The 24,950-nt window shown below is 35.9% G+C and carries 16 protein-coding genes and 2 pseudogenes; 17 read left to right on the top strand and 1 reads right to left on the bottom strand.

Annotation, left to right across the window (positions count from 1 at the left end):
* The first annotated feature begins 113 nt into the window (after positions 1-113).
* A complete protein-coding gene (locus EGX96_RS03345; protein ID WP_000181803.1) occupies positions 114-1,337 on the top strand; it encodes a quaternary amine ABC transporter ATP-binding protein in 1,224 nt (407 codons plus the stop codon).
* An 18-nt stretch (positions 1,338-1,355) separates the two neighbouring features.
* Positions 1,356-3,083: an ABC transporter permease/substrate binding protein gene (locus EGX96_RS03340; protein ID WP_000429363.1), complete on the top strand. Its 1,728-nt coding sequence runs from the start codon at positions 1,356-1,358 to the stop codon at positions 3,081-3,083.
* A 398-nt stretch (positions 3,084-3,481) separates the two neighbouring features.
* Here EGX96_RS03340 and EGX96_RS03335 read toward each other — a convergent pair.
* A pseudogene (locus EGX96_RS03335) lies at positions 3,482-4,647 on the bottom strand (IS30-like element ISSag9 family transposase).
* 231 nt (positions 4,648-4,878) lie between these two features.
* Here EGX96_RS03335 and EGX96_RS03330 point away from each other — a divergent pair.
* The 15 genes and pseudogenes from EGX96_RS03330 to EGX96_RS03265 all read left to right on the top strand — a co-directional run bounded on the left by EGX96_RS03330 (position 4,879) and on the right by EGX96_RS03265 (position 24,946).
* Positions 4,879-6,234 carry a YjiH family protein gene (locus tag EGX96_RS03330; RefSeq protein ID WP_000712231.1) on the top strand — a complete coding sequence of 452 codons (1,356 nt, stop codon included), beginning with the start codon at positions 4,879-4,881 and terminating at the stop codon, positions 6,232-6,234.
* Between the two features lie 181 nt (positions 6,235-6,415).
* Entirely contained in the window at positions 6,416-6,610 is a 195-nt protein-coding gene (locus tag EGX96_RS03325) for a hypothetical protein (protein ID WP_001016565.1), read from the top strand.
* Positions 6,610-7,584, top strand: coding sequence for a replication initiator protein A (locus EGX96_RS03320; protein ID WP_000323285.1), 975 nt, complete (start codon positions 6,610-6,612; stop codon positions 7,582-7,584). The genes EGX96_RS03325 and EGX96_RS03320 overlap by 1 nt, the downstream gene beginning before the upstream one ends.
* The gene (locus EGX96_RS11090) at positions 7,577-7,741 is read left to right on the top strand and encodes a hypothetical protein (RefSeq protein ID WP_017646570.1); all 165 of its coding nucleotides are present in this window, start codon (positions 7,577-7,579) and stop codon (positions 7,739-7,741) included. Before EGX96_RS03320 ends, EGX96_RS11090 begins: the two co-directional genes overlap by 8 nt.
* Before the next feature lie 233 nt (positions 7,742-7,974).
* On the top strand, positions 7,975-8,301 hold the full coding sequence (locus tag EGX96_RS03315) for a hypothetical protein (RefSeq protein ID WP_000067506.1): 327 nt from the start codon (positions 7,975-7,977) through the stop codon (positions 8,299-8,301).
* A gap of 10 nt (positions 8,302-8,311) precedes the next feature.
* Positions 8,312-9,061, top strand: coding sequence for an LPXTG cell wall anchor domain-containing protein (locus EGX96_RS03310; protein WP_000756051.1), 750 nt, complete (start codon positions 8,312-8,314; stop codon positions 9,059-9,061).
* A 33-nt stretch (positions 9,062-9,094) separates the two neighbouring features.
* On the top strand, positions 9,095-12,310 hold the full coding sequence (locus tag EGX96_RS03305; RefSeq protein WP_000268727.1) for an SEC10/PgrA surface exclusion domain-containing protein: 3,216 nt from the start codon (positions 9,095-9,097) through the stop codon (positions 12,308-12,310).
* Positions 12,311-12,502: 192 nt separating this feature from the next.
* Positions 12,503-17,026: an SspB-related isopeptide-forming adhesin gene (locus tag EGX96_RS03300; RefSeq protein ID WP_000066170.1), complete on the top strand. Its 4,524-nt coding sequence runs from the start codon at positions 12,503-12,505 to the stop codon at positions 17,024-17,026.
* 217 nt (positions 17,027-17,243) lie between these two features.
* Complete coding sequence (locus EGX96_RS03295) at positions 17,244-17,471, top strand: hypothetical protein (protein WP_000379151.1); 228 nt, start codon at positions 17,244-17,246, stop codon at positions 17,469-17,471.
* An 80-nt stretch (positions 17,472-17,551) separates the two neighbouring features.
* Complete coding sequence (locus EGX96_RS03290; protein ID WP_001030969.1) at positions 17,552-18,109, top strand: hypothetical protein; 558 nt, start codon at positions 17,552-17,554, stop codon at positions 18,107-18,109.
* A gap of 58 nt (positions 18,110-18,167) precedes the next feature.
* Positions 18,168-18,917, top strand: coding sequence for a hypothetical protein (locus tag EGX96_RS03285; protein WP_000358017.1), 750 nt, complete (start codon positions 18,168-18,170; stop codon positions 18,915-18,917).
* Between the two features lie 63 nt (positions 18,918-18,980).
* A pseudogene (locus EGX96_RS11305) lies at positions 18,981-19,441 on the top strand (helix-turn-helix domain-containing protein).
* Between the two features lie 106 nt (positions 19,442-19,547).
* Positions 19,548-19,904: a PrgI family protein gene (locus tag EGX96_RS03275; protein ID WP_001037294.1), complete on the top strand. Its 357-nt coding sequence runs from the start codon at positions 19,548-19,550 to the stop codon at positions 19,902-19,904.
* Positions 19,879-22,239 (top strand): VirB4-like conjugal transfer ATPase, CD1110 family, encoded by a 2,361-nt coding sequence (locus EGX96_RS03270; RefSeq protein ID WP_001014608.1) that lies wholly within the window; start codon positions 19,879-19,881, stop codon positions 22,237-22,239. The genes EGX96_RS03275 and EGX96_RS03270 overlap by 26 nt, the downstream gene beginning before the upstream one ends.
* A gap of 43 nt (positions 22,240-22,282) precedes the next feature.
* Entirely contained in the window at positions 22,283-24,946 is a 2,664-nt protein-coding gene (locus tag EGX96_RS03265; RefSeq protein WP_000066069.1) for a phage tail tip lysozyme, read from the top strand.
* The last annotated feature ends 4 nt before the right edge of the window (positions 24,947-24,950 follow it).

Here is a 24,950-nt window from a genome sequence, read left to right as displayed (position 1 = left end):
TTTATTTTTTTGAGTAAAAAAGTGACTACCCTTTTACGATAACTTAACGTCACTTTATAGATAAGACACATAACCTTAAAAATAAGATACGAAATTTTTAGTAGGAGATAAGAATGACAAATATTTTAGAAGTGAAGAATTTAACCAAAATTTTTGGGAAAAAGCAAAAAGCTGCTCTTGAAATGGTTAAGCAAGGAAAAAGTAAGACAGAAATTCTTGAAAAAACAGGAGCGACTGTAGGTGTCTATGATGCGAGTTTTGAAATAAAAGAAGGCGAAATTTTCGTTATCATGGGACTTTCTGGTTCAGGAAAATCAACTTTAGTTCGGATGTTAAACCGTTTGATTGACCCATCATCAGGAAATATCTATTTAGATGGTAAAGATATTGCAAAGATGAATGTAGAAGATTTACGTAACATTCGTCGTCATGATATCAACATGGTTTTCCAAAATTTTGGTCTTTTCCCACATCGTACAATTTTAGAAAATACAGAGTTTGGGTTAGAGATGCGTGGTGTTTCTAAGGAAGAACGTACAACGTTAGCTGAAAAAGCTTTGGACAATGCAGGTCTATTACCGTTTAAAGATCAGTACCCCAGTCAATTATCAGGAGGAATGCAACAGCGTGTTGGTTTAGCACGTGCCCTTGCTAACAGCCCTAAAATCCTTCTGATGGATGAGGCCTTCTCAGCTTTAGACCCATTAATTCGTCGTGAAATGCAAGATGAGCTTCTTGATCTTCAAGACACGAATAAACAAACTATTATTTTTATCAGCCATGATTTGAATGAAGCGTTACGTATTGGTGATCGTATTGCTCTGATGAAAGATGGAGAAATCATGCAGATTGGTACAGGAGAAGAGATTTTGACTAATCCGGCTAATGATTTTGTTCGTGAGTTTGTTGAAGACGTTGATCGCTCAAAAGTGTTAACTGCTCAAAATATTATGATAAAACCTTTAACAACTGTTTTAGAAATTGATGGCCCACAAGTTGCTTTAACAAGAATGCATCGTGAGGAAGTCTCAATGTTAATGGCAACGAATCGTCGTCGCCAACTTCTGGGATCCCTAACTGCAGATGCTGCAATTGAAGCTCGTAAGAAAGATTTGCCGCTTTCTGAAGTGATTGATAAAGATGTTGTAACGGTCTCAAAAGATACAGTTATTACAGATATCATGCCTTTAATTTATGATTCATCTGCTCCGATAGCCGTTACTGATGATAATGATAGACTCCTAGGGGTTATCATTAGAGGACGTGTGATCGAAGCACTTGCTAACGTTCAAGATGAAACAGTAGTAGAATCGCCAAAAGAAACGGTAGAAGCTTAATAGAGAGGACAAATCATTTTGGAAAATTTATTACAACATAAGTTACCGGTCGCACCATTTGTAGAGTCAACGACCAATTGGATTACGAAAACTTTTTCTGGTTTATTTGACTTTATCCAGACAATCGGTAATGCATTGATGGATTGGATGACAAAAACATTACTATTCATTAATCCTTTACTTTTTATTGTACTAATTACAATTGCTGTATTTTTCTTAGCTAAGAAAAAATGGCAATTACCGACATTTACTTTCATTGGTTTGCTATTTATCTATAACCAAGGGCTGTGGGAACAGTTGATTAATACTTTTAACTTGGTTTTAGTAGCAAGTTTAATTTCTATTATTATTGGTGTACCACTAGGTATTTGGATGGCAAAAAGTGATAAAGTTAAACAAGTTGTTAATCCAATTCTTGACTTTATGCAAACTATGCCGGCATTCGTTTACCTTATTCCTGCAGTAGCCTTCTTTGGTATCGGTATGGTACCAGGTGTCTTTGCCTCTGTTGTATTTGCTCTGCCTCCAACAGTGCGCTTTACTAACTTGGCTATTCGTGAAATCCCACTTGAATTAATAGAAGCATCTGATTCATTTGGTTCAACAGTTAAGCAAAAATTATTCAAAGTTGAACTACCACTTGCTAAGAACACTATTATGGCAGGAATCAATCAAACTATGATGTTGGCTCTTTCTATGGTGGTTACAGGATCTATGATCGGTGCACCTGGACTTGGTCGTGAGGTGTTATCGGCGCTTCAACATGCTGATATTGGTACAGGATTTGTTAGTGGTCTATCGCTAGTTATTTTAGCAATCGTGTTAGACCGTGTTAGTCAATTCTTTAATTCCAAACCGGGTGAGAAGCAAGCTAAAACATCAAAAGTTAAAAAATGGGTAGGTTTAGGGGCCCTGGCTCTCTTCATTCTAGCAGCTCTTGGTCGCATTGTTGTCAATATGACTTCAGGAAATGAAGCCAAAGGTCAAAAAGTGAAGATAGCTTATGTCCAATGGGATTCAGAAGTTGCTTCAACCAACGTTATTGCTGAAGTTTTAAAATCTAAAGGATATGATGTTGAATTGACACCACTTGACAATGCGGTCATGTGGCAAACAGTCGCCAATGGGAATGCTGATTTTACAACAAGTGCTTGGTTACCAAAGACCCACGGGCAATATTTTAATAAATACAAAAATAGTTTAGATGACTTAGGTCCTCACGTTGAGAACGTCAAAATAGGTTTAGTTGTTCCTAAATACATGAACGTAAATAGTATTGAAGAATTATCAAATCAAGCAGATAAACAAATTACAGGTATCGAACCAGGTGCAGGTATTATGAAGTCTGCTAAACAATCCCTTAAAGATTATCCAAACCTTTCAAGTTGGAAGTTGTTATCAGCATCAACAGGAGCTATGACAACAACCTTAGGGAAGGCTATCAAAAACAAAGATCAAGTAGTCATTACAGGTTGGTCACCTCACTGGATGTTTGCTAAGTATGATTTAAAATACCTTAAAGATCCTAAGAAATCATTTGGTGGTGAAGAACATATCAATACAATAGCACGCAAGAATTTGAAAAAAGATATGCCAAAAGTATATAAAATTATCGATAAGTTCAAGTGGACTAAAGAAGATATGGAATCTATCATGTTAGATATGGATAAAGGTATGGAGCCTGCTAAAGCAGCTCAAAAATGGATTAAAAACCACAAAAAAGAAGTTTCAGAGTGGACTAAATAGTATAGAAAAAAACACGTCTCTTTTAGAGCGTGTTTTTTAATGTGACTTAAGTCGTTTTAGCTATTTAATATAAGTTTTATATTATTTTAATACATCAAAAGTGAGAGAATGAAAGAAATGGCAGGTTATAAAGTATTACTAAGCTAAATTCTCAAAGTAAGTTCCACCTCTAGTAGAAATGGAATTTAGTCTGATAAAAACCAATAAAAACCAACGAAAATCCGTCTCAGACTAAGTTCCGTTGGTTTTTATAATACTTGATTTCATAGGTTTTCAGAGTTAAAAATCGCAAAAAAAGGGTACAAGAAAACATCCTCATCTGAAAGCGTTTCAGATTAAGTTCCGCTATGGTTGAAGTTAGTGTGAGACGTTTAGGTTGTATCAGTTAGTTGATTAGGTTAGATTTTGTCTTTTAATAGTTTGGGAGATTGGCAGACGTCTTCCGCAGTAATTTCCTCAATACCGAGTATACTTGCGATGTCTTTTCCGTAAGTAAAAGAGAATAGCTCATAAGCCGTTTTACCATTTAGAGCCTGTCTCTTAACGCTGTTGATATGAGATAGTGCCAGATTAATGTCCTCTTGAGTCAAGTTGTCGAAGGAAGTCCCCTTAGGCAGTATGTCTCTCACGAGGGTATGATTCTTCTCGATTCTTGCTTTCTGGTCAGACCGATTAGGGTCACAAAAGAAGAGTTGAGACTGTCCACAAACATCTATCTCAATATCATCCACTCTAGCGAATTCCCCACCATTATCCGTTAGGATAACAGGAAAGAGTTCGAAGAAGTCTCTCTTGTTATCATAGAGTGTCCTCTTAATGACCTGTATGTGTTTAGCAGTTTCGATAGCTGTCTTAGAATCCATCAGTTTGGCAAAGATGAAGTTACAGAAGGCGACATTGAAGGTGAGAAGGACCTTTCCACCAATCCGTCCAATAACCGTGTCCATTTCAAGCCAGGAGTTCAGCTCTGATTGGTTCATGTGTTCTATAAAATCCTCGTACCGTCGCCCTTCTTTAATCGCTTTTGGAATAGGAGGGAGTGTGCTCTTTCGCCTTTTTTGAACTTCACAGCTCTGGGTAGGTCGATTGGTGTGATGGATAGGTAGCCTTTCTTGATGTGTCGATAAACGGTTGAAGAACTCACTTCTAGATCGTTGGTTTTGAGGATATGATAGATACGTTGGCCCTTCTTGACCCCATTAGAAAGCACTCTATCTATTTTCCAGAAGGTCTCTTTGTTCAAAGGGATTCCTTCTCTAGATTCAACTAAAAGTTTTTCATAGTTTCTTTGAGCTTGCTTAGCAAGATAGAAGGTCTTCTTGTAACCACAGTTGATCCTCCTCTTTGGACACCCATTACAAACATAGGGAGCTTTTCTTAGTAGCGGACAGTCTAGGCAGTCTTTGGTTGATTCTCTTAGTTGCTTATTTCGTTTGACTTCTTTTGCGATAGTAGTAGGGTGTTTCAGTAGATTAAGCCCGATGGCTTTAAAGGTTTCTCCTCTATCCAAACCAGATTGGATGTCATTACGGTCTAAGAGAGTTAGGTGTTTGTGTTTTGTCATGATGGATAAACTCATTTCTAACCCAAACGTCTCAGACTTAATTCCACCATAAAAATCCTTTTCACACTAACTTCCGGTTTTGGAGGGCAGACGGAACTTACTTTGAGAAATTACTAAAGTATTACTAAGTAAAATTTTCTTTAATTCAAGGTTGTTTTTTTTATTATAAAATTTTACAATGGAAGTTATGAGTATATTTAGAAACAATTCCATATTATCCAGGAGGATTGTATGAAAAAAGAAAGTATATCTATTAAAGATATCTTGTGGTTTATTATTCCGTCGTTATTTGGAGTATTATTATTAATGACTCCATTTAAATATAATGGTATGACAACAGTAGCTGTCTCTGTAATCTCTAAGACAATTAATCAATGGATTAACGCTGTTTTTCCTATACATTATATTATTTTACTAATCATTTTTATTTCATGTGTGTTAGCACTTTGTTATCGTCTGTTTAGACCTAGCTTTATTGAAAAAAATGACTTGCTAAAAGAAATTTCTGACATTACCATTTTCTGGCTGATTATTCGTTTGATCGGTTTGGCACTTGGTCTGATGACGGTTTTACATATTGGTCCTGAAATGGTATGGGGGAAAGAGACAGGCGGCCTTATCCTTTTTGATTTGATTGGTGGTTTGTTTACCATTTTCCTTGCTGCGGGTTTTATTCTTCCATTTTTGACAGAATTTGGTCTACTGGAGTTTGTTGGTGTCTTCCTAACTCCCATTATGCGTCCATTCTTTCAGCTACCTGGTCGGTCAGCAGTTAATTGTGTAGCCTCATTTGTAGGTGATGGTACTATTGGAATTGCTTTGACCGATAAGCAGTATGTTGAGGGTTATTATACCAGTAGAGAAGCTGCAACGATTTCCACTACTTTTTCAGCAGTATCAATCACTTTTTGTCTTGTTGTTTTGCAGAATGTTGGCTTAACTGATTATTTTGGCCATTTTTATCTAACAGTCATCATTAGCAGTGTTGTCTGTGCATTCATTATCCCTTATATCCCTCCCTTATCTCGTCAATCAAATAGTTATTACACTAAACCAAAGAAAGAAACATCTGAGGTAATTCCGGATGGTTATAACAAGATAGAGTGGGGACTTAAGCTTGCCATCGATAAATCAAAAGCAAATGGAAACATGAAGACTTTTGTCAATAATGCCTCTAAGACAGTACTTAGTTTATGGTTTGGCGTTATGCCAACAATTATGACTGTCGGAACAATAGCTTTGATTATTTCAGTATCAACACCTATTTTTAAAATTTTAGGTACACCATTCCTTCCGTTCCTTGAACTTTTAGGGATTCCAGAAGCAGATATTGCGAGTCAAACCATGATTGTTGGTTTTTCAGATATGGTTGTTCCTTCGATAATGGCGGCTGAAATTCACAGTGAGATGACAAGATTTATTGTCGCAACAGTTTCTATTGTGCAATTAATTTATATGTCTGAGACTGGTGCGGTGATATTAGGTTCCAAGATCCCTATCAACATTCTAGAATTATTTATCATTTTTATAGAGAGAACAATTATTTCATTACCTATTATTGTTTTGATGGCACATCTTTTCTTTTAGTTGGAGAAAATAGAGAAGCATTTCTTGCTAACAAATGGAACTATTTACTGAAAAAAGACAAATGAACTTGAAAGTAAGTGTCTAGAGTTTTGAGAAATTAGTAAAAATAGATCTATAAATCAAGAGAGCAATGAAAATTGTTCTCTTTTTCTATGCTAAAAATGTTACGAAAGGATAACGTATGAATCATTCAGACAAGAAAAGATTACGTGCTAAACAAAGACAATCAAGAAATTTAGTTATTATGTCTATAATGCAACAGACAGGTTGGGCTCGTAATAAAGTAGCCATCTCTTTAAAAGAACTTGAAGACTATGACTTGATTAAATTTCCAAGTCGAGGTGGCATGATGGTAAAAGTTGGCGAGGTAAGGTAATGGCATATGGACGGATTTCCTTAGAACAAGTACTAAATAGTGAAGACTTTTATCAACTTCCTAAAATGATGATAAAAGCAAAATATTATCGAAAGTTACGAGCTGAAGCTAAATTAATATTCGCACTTTTTAGAGATAGAATTACTGCATCGCTTACAAACGTCAAACAAGGTGATATGCGTTTCGTTGATGAAAATGGCGATATTTTCATTTATTATCCGATTGAAGAACTAGTTCAAGATTTAGGTTGGGGACGTGATAAAGTAATGAACCTAAAAAAAGATCTTATTCGTTATGGATTAATTGATGAAGTTCGACAAGGTGTTACAAAAGCAAATCGTATTTATGTTAAAAATATTATTACTGATATTAATATTCTAAATATGGATTTTGATGAAGCAAAACCTTTTGTAAATGCAGTAAAATCAACTGAAGTCGGGAAATTCGACTTCAAGAAATCGGGAAATTCGACTTCAAGAAATCGGGAAATCCGACTTCAAGAAATCGGGAAAATCGACTCAAGTAAGAATAAAGAGAGTAAGAATAAAGAGAGTAAGAATATTAGTTCTAGAAAGACTGAGAAAAATTCTAACGAATTTTCACAGTCTGCTGAAACTTATCAGTCATCATCAAAAAATCAATCAATTCCATTCGTTGAACAAAAATATTATTCGCTCTTACAAATAATTGCTGATAAATACAATGATCAAATGTTTGGTTTTCCAGATGTTTTGACAATGACTCACAAGCAAAAAATGCAAATTGGTCAATATTTAGCAGAAGGTTATGTTACAAGCACTGAAGTATTAAACATGATTGAACGTATTCCGAAGGATAGTGCATCACCATTAGCCTATTTGCTAAAATCTTTGGAGAATTTGAAGCAAGAACGTCAATTTGAACAAAAAAGAATGGCTCATTTAAACGCGGAAAATTACTACAGTATGAAAAAAGAAGGTATTGAAAATGGTTAATTTGATCTTAGTTTTAATTGCAGCAGTTATTGTATTTATCTTTGTTTTCTTAGCAGTTGAAATTCATGATACCCCTTTAATGGCTGACGATGAGATGACAGTTATATCATCACCCAAACACGATCACGATGAGCATCATTCACAAAAAGCTGCTTAATATTACTCTTGACCCAAGCAAGTCTTTAAACTACTTGATTAGATCTTTGATAATTTAACACAAACACCGACCTGATCAGCAAGCCTATAGGATAACAATGAATAAGGAAGGCGGTGTAACAGCCTGCTAAAGTAGCAGGCACGTCTTGGCTTACCTCTTTTTGAAGAGGTGTGAGTATTACTCATGCGTTTTTGCAGATGGAAAAATCCACATAAGCAAGAAAGGAGTTTGTTATGTCAAACTTGCTACAAGTATCTGATAAACCATTTTTAACATTATCAGATTTACGTCTTTTAGGACGTCAAGGTGAAGCGATGGCTTATCTTGACGATGGAAGACAAGTTATTATCAAACCTAAATTTGCCGTTGTTCAGAAAAAAAGAACAATTAACGGTAAAATCACAATTGTTGGTGAAGATATTTTAAGGTTTCATGAAATTTATTCAGCTATTAAATTCATTAAGCGAAAACACTTTATCATCGCTGAACGAGTTAAACGAAACGGAAAATATGTCCTCGTTTTAACAGGAAGAGGTTATCATCGACAAAGGAAAGAATAAAGGAGCAAACATGAAAAAAGTAAAAGCGTTAGCTTTATTTTCAACAGCTATTTTAGCGACAGCATCAACAGGAGTTTATGCAGATGAAGTTATTTCAGATGGGACCACTTCTCCATCAACCGAGCAAGTCGATCCAACACCTGCTCCTTCATCATCAGAAGTAACACCTGGAAGTGAATCGAATATCCCAACTCCATCATCATCTTCTTCAACAGAAGCTCCTGAAGGAAGTAAACGAGGATCTGAAACAACAGAAACAGAACCAACGCAACCAGCTACAGAGCCTGAAAAGTCAACAGAAACACCATCAGAGCAGCCTGGAGAGGTAGAAGTCCCAACTACAGATGGTGGTAAAGCTACCGTAGTTCCTGATACAAGCGTTCCAACGAACAATCCAAATATTACAGCAGAAACAGCTCAAAATGCTGGAGCTTCGCAGGTCGGAACAACTTCAACAGTAACTGGTCAAGTTGTTCGTGATGTGACTCGTAGTAATCCTGTGACACTGTACAACGGTGCAAGTCTTGTTGATATTCGAGACGGTTTAGTCACTCTCTCAACAGGTGAAAAAGTAGCTCCTGAAGTTGTAGGTGTTAAATCTAATGCTGATGGAACTTACACAGCCAAAACCATTCAAGGTGATACAGTCACTTTACCGCATACTGGTGAAAAAAATTCAACTGTTTTATCAGTTGTAGGTGCCCTCATTTTATCAGTTCTTGGTTTTGGCTTGAAAAAACGCAAAAATCAAGAAATTTAATTTCAAAGTGCTAAAATAAGGAAGAATAAGAAAATGGCAGTTAAAGGAGTAAAAGACGTTATGAATAAAGCAAAAGTAGTTACAGCAGCAGCGACAGTGGTAGCAAGTTTTGGAGTTGTTACCCAAGTACATGCTGATGACACTGATTTAGCGACAGTATCAAATAATACGGAAGTAGCACAAAATCAAGCAACAGAAAATGTTACAAAATCTGATGTTGATGTAGCAAAAGCTAATCTTGATACAGCTAACCAAGCAGTTAGCAATCAAGAACAAGTTGTGAGTGATGCAACACAATCAGCAGATAAAGCACAAACAGCGTATGACAAAGCTCAACAGGAAACAAGTGAAGCTCAAAAACTCGTTGATCAAGCAACACCAGAAAATATTGCTACCGCCCAAAATGATGTTACAGAAGCGGAAAAAGAAGTAGCACAAGCTCAAGGTGCTGAAAAAGTGGCAGAAGATGTAGTCAACAAAGCGCAAGAAGCGGTTAGCAATCAATCTTCAGTTGTTAGTCAAGCACAACAATCTGTTAATGATTCCCAAGCAGCTGTAGATGCAGCTCAAAAAGATGTTAACGACAAGCAAGCTATCTTGGACGGTACAGGTCAAGCTGAAATTATTGCAAATCGTGACAAAGCCCAAAATGATGTTAATTCAGCTCAAGAGCAAGTTAAACAATCACAATCTGATTTAACTAAAGCGCAAGAAGCGGATGCCAATCGTCAAGAAGCGATTGATAATGCTCAGAAAACAGTTGATGAAGCTAACCAAACTGTTACGTCAACCAAATCAGATTTAGATGCTAAAACAGCAACGGTAACTCAGACACAAGCTATTGAAGATGCAGCTCAATCAGCTGTAGATGCAGCACAAAAAGATGTCAATGACAAGCAAGCAATCCTAGATGGTACAGGTCAAAAAGCCATTTTGGATGAAGCTGATGCTGCTAAAGTTGATAAAGCAAATAAAGAAACAGCGTTAACTGATGCTCAAAAAGGTTTGAAAGAAGCACAAGAAGCTGATGCAAATCGTCAAATAGCAATTGATAACGCTAAAACAGCCGTTGATACAGCAAATCAAAATGTTACTTCAACAAAATCAGATTTAGATGCTAAAACAGTAACAGCTCAACAAACTGAACAAGCTCTAAAAGATGCTGAAGCTGCATATAAAACAGCTGAAAATGATTATAAAGCTATTAACAAAATTACTTTGACTCAAGCTTATGTTGAAGCGTTGAAAAAATATAATGATTATTCATTGTCTTCTGAAGAACGTCAACAAGTATTGAAAACATTAGTTGAAGAATCAGAAGCCTTAGCTAAATTGAATAGCTATAAGAGTAATCCTAACGATGATAATTCAACAAAATATCAAATTAACGATCTTCCAGAAGATGTTATTAAAGAATTATCTCAATTTGCTGCTGATTTAGTTAATCAAATCAGAAAAGCTTTCGGAACACCACAAGTTTCAGTTACTAGTTCATCTGTAAAATTTGCAGATCTTGTTACTGATGGATATGTTTCAGATGGTTGGAATGTTACAAAAGCTATAAACGAAGGTCAAGTTGGTCATGATGCTAAAGCTGTCAATAATGCAGCTCGATACTTTGGATTGCCAACTTCACCATCTGACGATGAAGCAACAGGTGGTCAATATTATGAAGATTGGGCTTCTTCAGCAGTTTATGACTGTATTACATTTGCTACATTAAAACAAAGAGTATATGAAGCTGTCACAGACTTTATGTTTAATGCGGATGAATGGCGCCATGCTCGAGATATTGTTGGCGGTGGAGATGTCAATTCTCATGTTTACTTTGCTATCGACTTTTCAAAACCTTCATCAGAAAATGGAGCTTTTGCTGGTGTACACTTTATTTCTGTTGCGGAAGATCAACTAGTAACTAAAAATAATAATTTTGATACAATTGCTATTGCTAATCCAAAATCAGCTGAAAATGTAACTGCCACTTACAATGCAGCTAAAGATAGTTACAATCAAGCAACAGTAGCTAATACAGCAGCTCAATCAGCAAAACCAACAGCTCAAGCAGCATACGATAATGCAATTTCACAATTATCGTCAGCAAGTTCTGCTTTAACGCAAGTCCAATCAGTGGCTGTTCAAACTCCGACTGCTCAAGCTAATCTTACTTTAGCAGAGACAGCTTTAACTAAAGCACAAGAACGTTTAACAAAAGCAACTCAAGCAGTAGAAGATTTGAATGCTGATATTAAAGCTAAACAAGAAGCATTAACTTCAGCTAAAGCAGTTCTTGAAACAGCCCAATCAACTTTGGCACAAGCCCAATCAAAAAAATCAACTGCCCAACAAGCTAAAGCTACTGCTCAAGCAGCATACGATAATGCAATTTCACAATTATCGTCAGCAAGTGCTACCTTAACACAAACACAGTCAGTAGCTATTCAAACGCCAACTGCTAAAGCTAACCTTGCTTCAGCTCAATCAACATTGAAGCAAGCACAGGAAAGTCTTGTTAAAGCTCAAAAAGCAGTAGATGATTTAAATGCTGATATTACAGTTAAACAAGCTAATCTAGCATCTGCTAAACAAGTTCTTTCTACCAAACAAGCGACATTAGCCACTAAGGAAGCAAATCTTACGGCTGAACAAGCTCGTTTAGTTGGTTTGCAAAATAGTCTTGCTACTGCTCAAGATAATGTTAGTAGTGCTCAAGCAAATGTCGTAGCTACAAAAGCTAATTTAGACAAAGCTAAACATTATTTGACAAGTTTGCAAACTGCCCCTCAATTATTAGCTGATGCTAAAAAACAAGAAGAAACAGCAAGAACTCATTTGCTAGATGCTCTTGATACGTTAGAAACAGAATTACTTAAATTAAAAGACTTACAAGTTAAACAAGCAGTAGCACAAGCGGTTTATGATACAACTTCAAAAGCTTATCAAACTATTCTGGATGCTCAAGAAAAACAACGATTGCAAGATGAATATAATGCTATTGTTGCTCAAGGAAAAACTCCAGTTCCGATTGTTGATAAAACTGGTAAGATTTTAGGTTATCGAGTTGAAGATCCTCAAGTAGAAATTCAATCTTCAACTTCTTCATCATCAGTTAAAGCAGTAGAAGAAGTTCCAGCTGTTAAAGCTAGTGTACTTCCAGAAACTGGTGAAAATAGTTCTATTCTTACAATCCTTCTTGGTTGTCTAATGACACTTTGGGGATTGATTGAAGTACGCCGTAACAAAGCTAAATAATGTCAAAGCAACTCTATGGTTATTAATCATAGAGTTTTTGCTTTATTCATAACGTCTTTTACTCCTGACCTAAGCAGGTCGATAAACTACTTTTCCTTATTCTTTTCTTCAATTTTTAAGTAGACCCGAACATGTCAATAAACTGTTCGTTTTTTATTGCTGTAATTTTTTAGGAAAAACCAGAAGGTTATTATGTCAAATAAATTTATTCAACAATCACAAATCAAAAAGGGACACGGATTTTTCCGCAAGAAAAAATGGGCGAAAGGTCTAGCTTCAGGGATTGCTCTTGGAGCAGTCGTTACATTTTCAAGTTCAGCATATGCTGATGATATAGCGAATACAGTTGATACTCAACCAGAGGTAACAATTGTTTCGGATAGTAATGCTACTAATTTAGCAGATGCTCAAGCTGATAACAGTCAAGAGCACACTGGTTTAACCAATCAATCAGGTGAGCAGACAGGTCAAATGACTGACAAAATAACATCAGATGGTTTAGATCAATCAGTCTCTGATGCTCAAACAGCAGGAGTTGAAGTAGATCAAAATGGTACTGTAACTCATTCTAGTTATGCAGATGCTCAAGCTGATTTAGCCAAGCAAAAAGAAGCCATTGACCAAGCTGTTGAAACACAAAAAGAAGTTGACAATGCTAAAGCAACAGCTGAAGAAGCAGCTAAAGCAGCAGGTGTTGAAGTCTCAACCGAAGCAAGCAAATCAGCAAAAACGTATACTTCAGTTGATGATGCCAAGGTTGATGCTAAAAAACAAGTAGATAATCTTTCTACTGTGACTGAAGCTCAAAAGCAAGTCAATGAACAACTTCCTAAAGCAGTGGAAGCAGCTACGGGGTCAGGTGTAAAAGTGAGTGTTAAAGCTGGTGCTAAAACAACTGATGCTAAAAAAGCTCTTGAAAATTTAGCAAATCAAGTTGCTAATTTGAAAAAAGCTCAAGATACTCAAAACACCATTAGCAATTCAATGGCACAAGCTCTTGAAGAAGCTAAAAAAGCAGGTGTTACAGTCAGCACAACTGGTTCAAAATCATATGATGATCTATCTAAAGCTTTAGCAGATGCTCAAGCTCAAGTCGCTAAACTTACTGAATTTAAAGAAACACAAGCTAGCATCGATGAAGCTATTAAAAAATCGGCTGATAATGCTAAAGCTTCAGGGGTAACAGTTTCAACTGGAGATGCAAAAACATACACTTCAGCAGCAGATGCTCAAGCTGATAGTGATAAACAAACAGCAACTTTAGATAAAGCAGCTGAAACTCAAAAAGTAGCTGATAAAGTTATTTCAGATTTAACTAAAGAAGCTCAAAATGCTGGCTTAGATCTTACAAAAGGAACATCACAAACATACACTTCAGTTGAAGAAGCTAAAAAAGATATTGCTAAACAAGAACGAGCTCTAAAAGATGCTACAACAGCCAAAGCAAATGCTGAAACTACTAATTCATCTAACAAAAAAGCTGCAGCAGATGCTCAAGCAGCTGCAAATAAAGCTATCAATGATGCTATTGCTAAGGCAACTGCTTCTGGAACAACAGTTACTAAAACTAGCACTATTGAAACAACTGTAGAAGAAGCGCAAAAGATTGCTAAAGAGCAATCTGATAAAGTTAATGACGTTGCTGCAAAAAACGAACAAATTCAAAATGAAAATACTGCAAAGAAAAATGCCTATGATGCTAAAAAAGCTGAAGTAGACAAAAAGAATAAAGCAGCGTTTGATCGTGCTGGGTTGAATTACACTGGTGATTATGCAACAGATAAAGCAACAGCTGATAAATTTAATTCAGATGAAATCGAACGAGTTAAATCTCAATTTGAGAAAGCTAATGACAACAATGTACTTGGTGCAACTGATGGTTGGGTTCAACACGTTGGATCAAACGGATACACTCAATCAGGTACAAGTCAATTCAAGAAGGTTCAAAACGTTAATGGTGTAGAAATTGTTGCAAACGGTTCTCTAGAACCAGGGAAAGCAACTGTTTACGTTAAAGGTAATGTTAATCAATCTCATGTTGTTGCAAATATGAACTGGGGAAATGTTGCGCCACAAGGTGATAATCTTACTAGTAACATTGGTTCAAAATGGGCTGAAGCATACGATTATAACGCAGATGGTACAACGACTCAAATTTGGAAGGGTAAAATTCTAAAGTGGTATCGTATTCCAAATGCTATTACTATGCTTGATGGCTCACGACACGATGCGTACGTACTGTTCCATACTGATACTTCAGGGCTTTCATCACCAGGAGATGAAGTTGTTTTTTGGAATCAAGATGGTGCTATTAATGCTGTAGACGGTTATCGTTACGGAGTTAACGATAAATCTGATGGTATTCGTACAGTTATTCGTGTTGACTCACCAGATAATAACGATAATTATCTCTGGATTTCCCTTTTAGGAGACTTTGATATTGGTCAATTCCTAGAAGCAGACGGCGTAACTGTCCTTGGTGTTGGCGGTGGATTTGCAACAAATTCAGGTGTTGGCGGACACCGTGTTGCTGTCGATGAAAACTTAGGACTTACTTATGGTAAAAATACAACTCCAACTAGTGCATTGACTGGTTTTAACTCAGCTCCCGATGGCGTCGCTCTGATTGCACAATATAGCAATCAATATTCAACTGTTATTCGAAATACTGCTGGTGGTAACGGTGTTGCCGTTGCTCGTACTGATTTTGGGGCACAAGCAAAAGTTAGTATCGTAACACCACGTCATGTGAATGTTGAAAATGTTGAAACGCCAACATATACAGAGTTATTACCAGTTTCAGTACAAGATGTACATATTACACCTGGACAAGTAACTGTACCTAAAGCTGTAACTCTTCACGATGTTAATGTTCAAGCTGAAACTCACGCTATCAAACTTGCTACTGAAGTTGCTCCAGTTACTGTTGAAACAGAAGTAACGACACCAGCTCTTTCAGCAACTGTTCATGATATTACACTTAAAACAGCAGTTCATCCTGTTGAAGTAACTCAAAAACCAACAAACGAAAAAGCAGTTACTAACAATGACAATGTTGATATTAATGGTAAAACTGTTGCTAAAGGCTCAATAGTAAACTGGGTACTAAAAAATGGTAACCTCTTAGCAGGTCGTGAAGAATTGACTGCTGTTGTGATGAATGATCCATTCCCAGCAGGTTTTGAAGTAGATAGTGAAGCCACTGCTAAAGCAAATGCTGACTATTATACACTTAAAACAACCGAAAATGGTTATCAACTTGCAGGAACAGCTAAATTATTGTCACTTTTGAACGCTCATCGTGATCAAGATGTTGAAGTTCCAGGTTTTGTTTTTGTTGGTAAACCACTTAATGATAATGCTCATTATGATAATGCTTTTGAAACGATTTATTCAACCGCTAAAGGTTATTATAAAGTTGTTTCAAATATTCCTTCAATTGACACTCCAGATAATCCAAAACCAACTAAAACTGTTACAGATAAAGCGGGTAGTGATATTGATGGTAAAACAGTATTTGATAAAGATGTTACCTTCCATTTGATTACAGATTATAGTACTTACGTTAATACAGTTGTTGATGTTAATACAACAACAAAAGCAGCAGGTATTTATGATGATACTGATGATGCGACTGTCAAACCTGACGTAACAAAAGCTACTGTAACAGATAGTAAAGGCAATGATATTACTGCCAAAGGAACATTTTATGATATTGAAGCAGGTCAACCAATTCCAACTGAAATTCAAACTTTCTTGGATGGTGCGAACCTTACTCCAAATGGTGAATTTATTGTATGGATTCCAAATGATTTGAAAGATTACTACGAAAATTATGTTCTAACTGGTAATAACGTTACTGTAAACTTACCAGTTGAAGTTATTGCTCAACCAGGCGAAAAAGCTGAAAACACCTTTGTGCAAGTTGAATTTGGTAATGGTTATCAATCAAATATTGTCTTTGTAAAAGTTCCAGATGTTTCACCAGAAAAACACGCTATTAGCAAAGATGGTACAGTTCTTGATGGTCAAGAAGTCGGACTTAATCAAGTCTTTAACTATAAACTGGATGGTGTGACTGTTCCAAAAGATCATGACACACTTTGGCAATATGATGGTAAAGATAAGTTAGATATTGAACATGACCGCTACACAGGAAACTGGAAAGGTGTCATTACTGGTACAGAGTATACTGCCAAAGAAGATATGACGTTAACATACGATGTTATTACTGAAGATGGTACAGTCATTAAAGCAGGCGATACTATCGCAGCTGGAACAAACTATCATTTTATCTTTGAGTTCAATCAAGATACTAATGATGATTTCATTAATAAAATTGTTAAGGTTACTTGGGATGCTCAAAAAGGTGAATGGGCTTATAGCATTGATGAAGATTTTCTTAAATCACTAGGTGTTGAAGGTACTTTCGATGCTGACTTTTGGATTGAAGTGGAACGTATTAAAGATGGTGAAGTTGAAAATACTTTCATCAACACTATTAATGGTCGTGAGTTAGTTGCTAAAGTAACAACTCATACACCAACACCAGAAACACCTGCTAAACCAGTGGAAGAAGTTCCAGCTGTTAAGGCTAGTGTCCTTCCAACAACTGGTGAAAAAACTACAGCATTAAATGTTTTAGCATCTATCGTAGGTCTTGTTATGACTGTTGGTGTAGCGTTTGGTCTTCGTAGAAAAGAAAAACATAACTAATTAAAACAAGAACAGGCATTGCCTGTTCCTAGAAGAGTATTATCTTGCCTAATTAATGTTACGTCTAAATCTCCAGATAATACTCTTCTAGGAGCAGGTAATTGCCCACTTGGTTGGAAAAGGCTGTAAAAATAACTGATAAGACTATTTACAGCCTTTTATTTTTATTAAACATTTTATTTAATTAAACATTTTATTTAAAGGAGAAAATTTATTTATGGACACAGCAGTTCGTGTAGTTACAGCTCTAGGAGCTATTTTATCAATCATCGGTTTGGGCTGGGTATTAACAGGAGCCTTTGATTATTTTGCAGGGCGTAAAAATGGTAATCCGGCAATGATGGACCAAGGCATGACAGCAATGGTTTCAGGTGGAGCTGTTGCAGTTATTTCAGCAGGTGTTGCAGCTGCAATTGTTGCGGCTATGCACTCAATTTCATTCTAATAACTTACATACATGTAAGATAATCAGTTGAAAAAGTGGTATAATAAAGGTAAGTAAAAGGGTTACAAGGAGAAAAGAAAATGAACAAGGAATTTGATTATGTAGCTTTTGCAAAAAACTTTGAAGCCACTAATGGACGTCCACCAACAGCGGATGAACTTGATAATGCTAAATGGGAACATTTTGGTATTAGATGGCATACGCCAGAAGAGTCACAAGCTGAGTTGGAACGTATTAACGCATCTTATAAGCCAACATTGGGCGAACACTTAAAGGATGCTTTAGGCTTTCTAGGACGTGGATTTTTCAAAGCTTTATTTTTTGTTCTTATGTCTCCACTATATTTAACAATGCTTTTCTTTAATTTAATCAAATCAGCACTCGGTGTATTCTTGGTTTGGTTTGTTTCTAAATTTATGTTTCTGCTTGTTATTGGGATGATTGCAGACTTAAGAGGCGAGAGTGAAATTACTGGCGTTTCAAAAAGTCTAGTTGATTGTCTTTTTGGTTCAGATTTTATATCTACAGGAAATCCGAATTTTTTCCCACACCCTGTATTAGATGCTTGGATTATAGGAATTGTCATTGTTTTACTTGCATTAGTTGCCACTTTTTCAAAAGTAGAAGAACACAAATAATTATAGGATGAGAACCTTATTTTCAAGGCTCTTTTTTATTATGCTAGAAAGGAGAGATATGGATAAAATTGTTTCGGAATTGACTGAGACTTTAGGAAGTTATAATAAAACAGTTAATTCATCAATTGGTGCAATCAACAAGTCTTTGATGGCAATAGGTTATATTCTGATTTCGATTTTATTTTTAATTGAAATGCTCTCTTGGTACAGATTTATTCGGAACCAAGGTGGTGAGATGACTTGGAAGCTTTTCTTAGAAGTGGCGGTTAAATATTTTATTGCCTACTTTTTAGTAGCTCAATCAGGTGCAGTTTTAAATGCAATTATGTGGTTTACTAATGGTATTACCAAGCTGATTGGTGTTGATTTTAAAGGTGCAGGTTTTCAATATGTTCCGATTAAACACGGTAAATATGGAATTAGATTGATGATTGACGGTATTGGTTTTATTGTTGGTGCCGCAGCAACTCTATCTTTAAAAGTAATCGTTCTATTGCGTTTCATTGAACTTTATTTCTTTAAAGCAATAGCACCTGTAATCGTTGCTTTTTGGATGAGTGATAATACACGTCATATTGCTGTTAACTTTTTAAAAATGTTTGGAGCAGTTGCTCTTCAGGGTGCTGTAATAATTCTATTGCTTGCCATTTGGCAAGGATTTAGGGTTGATACATTAGTTCAATTAGATAAAAATAGTTGGTTAGGAGCATATGCTTCAGGTTTTAGCTATATAGGTAAATGTGTAGTATTCTTAATTTTATTGATTGGTTCCCAACGTAAAGCTAAACAATTGTTGAATGTATCATAGAGGTAAAAATATGAATGATTTATTTTTCGATAAACCTAAAAATAGATTTAGAAAGAGGGAATTATGAAGAATAATATTGAAAAGCTTATTAAAGAAAGTCAAAAAAATTAACAACGATTAGTGAGGAAACTGGGATTGCTTATCCAACTTTGTCGGGATATAATCAAGGAATAAGAACACCGAAAAAGAAAAATGCCCAGATACTTGCAGATTATTTTGGTGTATCTGTTCCATATTTACTTGGCTTGGACGATAACCCGCCAGCATTAAATGACTCATTAGAGAAAATAATGGTAATTCATGAAGTGCTAAATGCAGGAGATAATATCTTAGTTGCTCAAGAGTTGTTAAAAAATTCCTTAGAGACTTTAGTTAAGTATGCTGATAACGATTATAGGGTGCAATTCAAACATCACTTACTGATATCAAATACTTTATCAGAAGTCATAGGAAAATTAGATATTGTTACTGAAAACGATGAATTGAATTTTACACCAGATAAATTGAATTTATCTAATAATTAAATGTTAGAGATAACAAAAAATTAATCGAAGTTTATTTAAAGATTATGGATTATGTAAGTGAAAAGCAGTTCTTTAAAAACTGCTTTTTTTGATGGAAAGGAGAAAAATGAACAAATTAGGTTCTGAGTTTTTTAAAGCCATTGATCAATTTGAACGAAGTGTTGTTGGTGGTTTTACTTTGAGACAACTCATTATGCTAATCGGGATTGTCATTGGTGTTGCTTTAGCAACATTGATCTCTTTCTTGAAATTGCCTGATATTTTGTTTTATCTGGTATTAGCTTTGACGGTTCCACCATCATTTATCTATGGTATAAAAAAAGACGAACAAATTAAAGAAGTTTTGATGTTTAAATTTACAGTACAAGAACGTGCTTATCAAACAGATTTTGAAAGTGAGGATATGAATGGTACGTTTATTCAACAAAAGGGCGTCCATGAATGGAACGACACCTTTGACTAAAGAAGATAAAGAGCGAGCAAAACAGCTCAAAAAAGCTTTGAAAGCTAGTACTCAAAACACAATTAAATATACGTCTTTGTTTGAGGACGGTTTGATGCACATTGTTGATGAGGAGTACTCAAAAACCTGGGAACTTGGCGATACAAATTATCTCACGGCAGATGAAGATGAAAAACTTGATATTATTGATTATTATGTTGAAGCTTTAAACGGCTTAGATAGTGATAATACTTATCAATTACTAATTATTAATCGTCCTGTTCCGTCAACACTTTTAAGCCAAATTACCTATGAACTTGAAAGTGATGACCGTGATGTTTATCGTCAAGAATACAATGATATGATTACATCACGTTTTGCAACCGACCAAAATAATTTCAAGGTTGAAAAATTTATCACGGTTTCAACTTCTGCACGAGATCGTAAACAAGCTTATCGTAAATTGAATGATGTTGAAAACAATTTTTCAAAACAATTTCAAGTGATTGATATTCCTTTTACGCCTTTGACAGGAACAGAGCGATTAAATATTTTTGCTGATTTGTTACGTGGCAATCCTTATTTGAATGTTGATTATAAAGATGTACGTATTAGTGGTTTAACAACAAAATCTTTTGTTGCTCCTGGACGTATTTGGTTTCAACAGGATCAATTTATGATAGATAAGAAATACTGTAAAGTTCTTTTTGCTAGAAGTTTTCCAGCTTTTCTAAATGATCGTCTAATCAAGTCAATTACCGACATTGGGATTGAATTAGCGATTACAATTCATGCTAAACCGTATGACCCAGCAGATGCTGTTCAGAAAATCAATACAGCTGAGGCAGGGGTAAAAATGGATATGATTAAGTCTCAAAAGGTTGCTGCAGACAAAGGTATTTCAGGAAATTTAGCAGTATCAGGTGTAGCTCAAGCTACTGCTGAAGAAGCCGCTAAATGGAGTACTGAAATTAATGATAATGACCAAAAAATGTTCTCAGGTATTTTTGCAGTCATGTTAAAAGCAGATACACCTGAAGAACTTGCTGATTATACAAACCGTGTCAAACAAGCTGGACGTAAGCATGTGGTTGATTTTGAAGAAACTTACTACCATCAAGAAGAAGCGCTTAATACTATTTTGCCAATTGGAAAAACTTATCTTGATGTTAAACACCGCTTCATGCGTGATATGACAACAACAAACATTGCTACACAAATTCCATTTACGAATACTGATTTGCAAAGTAGCAGTCCTATGGCTATCTACTATGGGCAAAATCAAATTTCAAACAATATTATTACGCTTGACCGTCAACGTGATTTGAACACGTCATCTGGTGTCATTTTAGGTTCTTCAGGTTCTGGTAAGTCTGTTTTTGTTAAAACCAGTGAAGTTATCCCAACTATTTTGAGGTATCCTGATGACCGTATTATTATTGTAGACCCTGAAGATGAGTATTCGGACATTGGTCGTGCATTTGATGCCCAACTAATTGATATTTTCCCAGGTTCACAGACACACTTGAACTTGATGGATTTACCAGATGAAGAAAATTTATCAGCTGAAGATGCTGATCCGATTGGTGAGAAGTCATCACTTATCATGGGGCTTTTTGAAAATATTCTGCAAGAAGTTACTGATGAAGACTTCTCAATCATTGACCGTGTGACTCGTCTTTGTTATGAACGAATTACTGATAGAACACCAACTTTGAAAGATTGGTACGACATTTTAGTTGAACAACCTGAAGAAGTTGCCCAAGATTTAGCATTAAAATCTGAGTCATATACGAACGGGTCTCAAGATATTTTTGCTCATGAAACTAATGTTAACTTGAATAATCAAGTGGTTATTTTCAATCTGAAAAAATTGGATGGTAAGTTAAAACCATTTGCTTTAATGGTTGTACAAGATTATATCTGGAACCAGGTCGTTAATAATCAAGGTAAGCTAACAACTCGTATCTACTTTGATGAAATGCAAAATCAATTCTTAACAGATAATCAAGCAGAGTTCTTTACTAACCTTTACGCCCGTGTTCGTAAGTATGGTGCTATTCCAACAGGTATCACTCAAAACGTTGAAACTTTGTTGAATCGTACTGAAGGACGTAAGTTGATTTCAAACAGTGAATTTATTGTTTTGTTGAAGCAAAAGAAAACAGACTTAGCTTATCTAACACAAACCATTAATTTGACAGATGCACTTATTCGTTATATTGAAAAACCAAAAGCAAAAGGGACAGGATTAATCATTGCTGGTCAAACGGCAGTACCATTTGAAAATCCAATTCCTAAAAATACCGAACTATTCCGCTTAGTGGCAACGGATGCTTACCGTCAAATTGATTAATCAATTTATTTATCAGGATAGTTAGAAGGAGAGGGGGTGAATCATGTCTAACAAAGATGATTTAAGAAAGCGTGTGGTTAGAAAACGTCATATTAAAGAAAGTGTTCAACGTCATAATCAGTTGTCAGCTAAGAAAGCTCAAAATGCTGCTAAAAAAGAGCATCGTGAAGCTAAGATTAAGGTGAAACATGCTAGAGCAGCTTTAAGAAGAGCTGAGAAAGGTATTGATAAAGATGTTGATGGTGAAAAGATTGTAGACGACTTAGAGAAAGCGCTAGCTGAAAAGAAAGCTACTAAGAAAATCAAAAAGAAAGTCAGAAAGACTAATCCAACCATCGGTCAGAAAGCTAGACGGACTGGTAAAAACATTGCATTAAATGCTAGTCATCAAATTAAATCTACTGCCATGGATCAAGATGATACTTTGTCAGATTTACAAAATCTACAGTATCGAACAAGACAATCAAAAGCAGTTGCTAAGCAGGCTGGTAAGGTGACTTGGCGAGGAGCTAAACTAGCTTATCGAAAAAGCAAAGGTATGGTAAACGTTAGCCGTGGAGCTTATAGAAGTGCTAAGGATAGCGCTAAATTTGCCACTAAAACCACTGCTAAGGTTGCTACAAAAGTAGCACAGACCACTGCTTCAGCTGTAAAAACGGCAACAAGTGCAGCAGCAACTATATTAGCTAACCCTATGACGTGGATTGTTAGTGCTGTTGTTGGTTTTACTTTATTTTTGGTAATCCTTGTATCCTCAATCTTTTCAAGCAATGTTATTCAACAAAATGATTTTACACTTAATCAATCCTGGCTTCATATTTCACAAGTTGACCGCCAAAAATCATCTGACCAAGTTGAATATTACACGGATATTGATTCTATCTTGCTTTACATGAACTTTCGCTATGGTGGTGAATGGGAACCAGATGCTAACTGGGATGATGGGACAGGTGGTAAATTGACAGGAGCGCTTGGGTTTAATCATTTTTCGGATGCGCTGGATGATATTTGGAAAGAAGAAAATAGCGATATTGATAACCTAAAAACTATGGCTGAGCTTTATACTAACGGTAAAGCTTGGATGAAGTTGGATAAAGATGACTTAGCAGATTATAAAGAAATTCTTGAGAGCCAATCCGAAACAGGAAAATACTTAGCTACTCAAGAATTGATTAATCCATTTTATTCGGCAGATGATGCTAAGAGCGATACAGATTACCTTACGATTTCTAAGCGATATGGTTATACTTCAAAGGATAAAATCGATCCAACAACCACACTTCAAGCTCAGTCAGGTCAAAAGCTTTATGCAGTCATGGATGGTAAAATTACCGTTACAACAAAAGATTTGAAGGGTAACGAAACTAAAACAACTAATTTAATTATTTCAGATAACGATGCTCGTTTTATTTTTTATAACATATCAGCTATTCGAGTTAAAACAGGTGATAAGGTAGAAGCAGGAGCCGAGCTTGGAACAGTTTCTGGTGGTTCACAAAAGATTGCCTATGCCAAAAACTATGGTGAAGTTGATAGTAAAGATTCTCAATGGTTACAAGACATAAAAAATAAAGATGTTTCATATGGATATACGGAGCAGACAAAGAAAAATAAGACAAACGTTTGGGTGTTAGTTAATCCTGGTTTTTATTTCCCATTTGTTAAGTACGCTCAAACAACTGTCGTTATGCGAACATCATCTGAATTGAGTGGACGTGCTAAACAATTTTATGACTTGATGAAGAAGTTTTATCCAAGCGCTACTGATAATGGTATTGCTGCAGTGGTTGGGAACTTTGCCGTTGAGTCATCTATTACCCCAAAACGAGCTGAAGGTGATTATCTTAACCCTCCTATTGGTGCATCTGATGGCTGTTGGGATGATGTTAATTGGTTGAATATGGGTGGTACAGCGATCTACGGTGGTGGTTATCCTAATATCCTTCATCGTGGGCTTGGACTTGGTCAATGGACGGATACCACCGATGGCGGTACTCGTCATACCATGTTAATCAATTATGCTAATTCAATTGGTAAAAAATGGTATGAGCTAGAAACACAAATTCGATTTATGCTAGAAGGTGATTCACCTTACTATCAAAACATTTTAAAAAGTGTGTTAACCTCTAATTCTGATACAGATAGTCTTACCAGAACCTTCTTAACAAAATGGGAAGGTATCAACAACGGAACACTTTCGCAACGTCAAAGTTATGCCAAACAAGCGTTATCTTGGTTTCATCAATCAATTGCTGGTGGTGGAACAATGGCTTCCTCTTGGAATTTTCCTGAAGAGTATCGGGATAAAATTAAGAGTATGCCAACTGGTGTTAGTATGACAACACAACCTGGTAGTGGTTATCCTGCAGGTCAATGTACCTGGTATGCTTATAATCGTCTGGTTGAATTAGGTGAAATCACGGATTTATCAGGAAGTTATGGTCACCTTGGCGATGGTAAAAGCTGGGTAGGAAATCTTGTCGCAAAAGGTTGGAAATTTAGTACGATGCCAACGGCAGGAGCTGTTTGTTCAACAGCTGGTGGCTTTGATAGCACTTATCCACAATATGGACACGTTATGATTGTTGAAGTGGTTAATGCTGATGGTAGTTTTTTGGTATCTGAATGTAACTATGCAGGTAACAAAAGCCAAATTCACTGGCGTGTTTGTCGTAACGCTCCGTACTACACGTTTGCAACCCCTTAAAAAT

It is taken from the genome of Streptococcus sp. FDAARGOS_520 (assembly GCF_003812685.1).
Classification (GTDB): domain Bacteria; phylum Bacillota; class Bacilli; order Lactobacillales; family Streptococcaceae; genus Streptococcus; species Streptococcus agalactiae.
This window is presented reverse-complemented; position numbering and strand designations above follow the sequence as displayed.

Bases quoted from the DNA above. Each gene is read 5' to 3' on its own strand.
- EGX96_RS03295 (WP_000379151.1), top strand. From the start codon at position 17,244: ATGGACACAGCAGTTCGTGTAGTTACAGCTCTAGGAGCTATTTTATCA.
- EGX96_RS03270 (WP_001014608.1), top strand. From the start codon at position 19,879: ATGAATGGAACGACACCTTTGACTAAAGAAGATAAAGAGCGAGCAAAA.
- EGX96_RS03290 (WP_001030969.1), top strand. From the start codon at position 17,552: ATGAACAAGGAATTTGATTATGTAGCTTTTGCAAAAAACTTTGAAGCC.
- EGX96_RS03310 (WP_000756051.1), top strand. From the start codon at position 8,312: ATGAAAAAAGTAAAAGCGTTAGCTTTATTTTCAACAGCTATTTTAGCG.
- EGX96_RS03320 (WP_000323285.1), top strand. From the start codon at position 6,610: ATGGCATATGGACGGATTTCCTTAGAACAAGTACTAAATAGTGAAGAC.
- EGX96_RS03305 (WP_000268727.1), top strand. From the start codon at position 9,095: ATGGCAGTTAAAGGAGTAAAAGACGTTATGAATAAAGCAAAAGTAGTT.
- EGX96_RS03345 (WP_000181803.1), top strand. From the start codon at position 114: ATGACAAATATTTTAGAAGTGAAGAATTTAACCAAAATTTTTGGGAAA.
- EGX96_RS03275 (WP_001037294.1), top strand. From the start codon at position 19,548: ATGAACAAATTAGGTTCTGAGTTTTTTAAAGCCATTGATCAATTTGAA.
- EGX96_RS03285 (WP_000358017.1), top strand. From the start codon at position 18,168: ATGGATAAAATTGTTTCGGAATTGACTGAGACTTTAGGAAGTTATAAT.
- EGX96_RS03300 (WP_000066170.1), top strand. From the start codon at position 12,503: ATGTCAAATAAATTTATTCAACAATCACAAATCAAAAAGGGACACGGA.
- EGX96_RS03330 (WP_000712231.1), top strand. From the start codon at position 4,879: ATGAAAAAAGAAAGTATATCTATTAAAGATATCTTGTGGTTTATTATT.
- EGX96_RS11090 (WP_017646570.1), top strand. From the start codon at position 7,577: ATGGTTAATTTGATCTTAGTTTTAATTGCAGCAGTTATTGTATTTATC.
- EGX96_RS03325 (WP_001016565.1), top strand. From the start codon at position 6,416: ATGAATCATTCAGACAAGAAAAGATTACGTGCTAAACAAAGACAATCA.
- EGX96_RS03265 (WP_000066069.1), top strand. From the start codon at position 22,283: ATGTCTAACAAAGATGATTTAAGAAAGCGTGTGGTTAGAAAACGTCAT.
- EGX96_RS03315 (WP_000067506.1), top strand. From the start codon at position 7,975: ATGTCAAACTTGCTACAAGTATCTGATAAACCATTTTTAACATTATCA.